General features: G+C 49.7%; 1 protein-coding gene and 1 rRNA gene. Both read right to left on the reverse strand.

From position 1 onward, the window contains the following. Positions 1–10: 10 nt before the first annotated feature. Positions 11–1,532 (reverse strand): 16S ribosomal RNA (locus tag ACRD64_RS24880). A gap of 319 nt (positions 1,533–1,851) precedes the next feature. Continuing rightward, the coding region (locus ACRD64_RS24885) for a hypothetical protein (RefSeq protein WP_430937280.1) at positions 1,852–2,103 on the reverse strand (252 nt) is incomplete at its 5' end.

The raw sequence follows: 2,103 nt of genomic DNA on the forward strand, positions 1-2,103 counted from the left end.
CCCTCTCCAGAAAGGAGGTGTTCCAGCCACACCTTCCGGTACGGCTACCTTGTTACGACTTAACCCTAGTTACCGGTTTTACCCTAGGCCGATCCTTGCGGTAACGGACTTCAGGTACCCCCGGCTTCCATGGTTTGACGGGCGGTGTGTACAAGGCCCGGGAACGTATTCACCGCATCATGGCTGATATGCGATTACTAGCGAATCCAGCTTCACGGAGTCGGGTTGCAGACTCCGATCCGAACTGAGACCGGGTTTGGAGATTAGCATCATGTCGCCATGTAGCTGCCCTTTGTACCGGCCATTGTAACACGTGTGTAGCCCTGGACGTAAGGGCCGTGCTGATTTGACGTCATCCCCACCTTCCTCGCGGTTTACACCGGCAGTCTTGTTAGAGTCCCCACCGCGACGTGCTGGTAACTAACAATAGGGGTTGCGCTCGTTATGGGACTTAACCCGACACCTCACGGCACGAGCTGACGACAACCATGCAGCACCTTGTAGGCGGTCCGAAGAAAAGGGCATCTCTGCCCTATGCAGCCTACATTTAAGTCCAGGTAAGGTTCCTCGCGTATCATCGAATTAAACCACATGTTCCTCCGCTTGTGCGGGCCCCCGTCAATTCCTTTGAGTTTCATTGTTGCCAACGTACTCCCCAGGTGGATTACTTAATGCTTTCGCTCGGTCGCTGACTATGTATCGCCAACAACGAGTAATCATCGTTTACGGCGTGGACTACCAGGGTATCTAATCCTGTTCGCTCCCCACGCTTTCGTGCATCAGCGTCAATTATAGCTTAGTAAGCTGCCTTCGCAATCGGTGTTCTGTGTTATATCTATGCATTTCACCGCTACACAACACATTCCGCCTACCTCAACTAAATTCAAGACCAACAGTATCAATGGCAGTTCTACAGTTAAGCTGCAGGATTTCACCACTGACTTATTGGTCCGCCTACGCACCCTTTAAACCCAATAAATCCGGATAACGCTCGCATCCTCCGTATTACCGCGGCTGCTGGCACGGAGTTAGCCGATGCTTATTCATACGGTACCGGCAAATGTCTACACGTAGACACGTTTCTTCCCGTATAAAAGCAGTTTACAATCCATAGGACCGTCTTCCTGCACGCGACATGGCTGGTTCAGGCTTTCGCCCATTGACCAATATTCCTCACTGCTGCCTCCCGTAGGAGTCTGGTCCGTGTCTCAGTACCAGTGTGGGGGACCTTCCTCTCAGAACCCCTAGACATCGTCGACTTGGTGGGCCGTTACCCCACCAACTATCTAATGTCACGCATGACCATCTTTTACCGCCGAAGCTTTATATAAAACGCCATGCGGCATCTTATAACCATGGGGCATTAATCCAAATTTCTCCGGGCTATTCCCCTGTAAAAGGTAGGTTTCATACGCGTTACGCACCCGTGCGCCGGTCGCCATCTACCGCAAGCGGTAATGCTGCCCCTCGACTTGCATGTGTTAGGCCTGTCGCTAGCGTTCATCCTGAGCCAGGATCAAACTCTTCGTTGTATAAAAATTGTTCGGCCGATCTAACGGCCTAGTATTCTTTACAAGAGCCTTACTCAAAGAATCACTCTGTTATATTTTCCTTTTGTGCATTCCAGTATTTTCAAAGAACGTAAATTGGTCCCCGGTCAAGTCTCCGAACCCGAAAGCCCGACCGTACCAACCTTCTTTTATCTTTTAGCGCCGCTTCCGGCCCTTTGCAATCTTGTTTGTTTCTATCACACCCAAACCTTCGTTTGTGTGCCGCTCTAAAAGCGGATGCAAAGATAACAACTTTTTTTCGTGAACTCCAAATGTTTTTTGAGAAATATTTGAAAGATTTTTATCCCCCGGCCTTTCTCCCAAAACACTGTGCCAAAACTGCTTCCGGCCACATAAGGCCTCCAAGCTCCGTTCTCTCTTTTGCTACCGTTTTAGCGGCTGCAAAGATAACAGGTTTTATTTTTAAAATCCAAACAATTTTTGAAAAAATTTCGGACTTTTTTTCCTGCCGGCCCCGGCCCTTCAAAACCGGTCCTATTTCCGGTCGCCGGCCATTGGCGTCACTCATCATGTCAGTATACCTTGCCTCTTC

It is taken from the genome of Saccharicrinis sp. 156 (genome assembly GCF_050589685.1).
Classification (GTDB): Bacteria; Bacteroidota; Bacteroidia; order Bacteroidales; family Marinilabiliaceae; genus Saccharicrinis.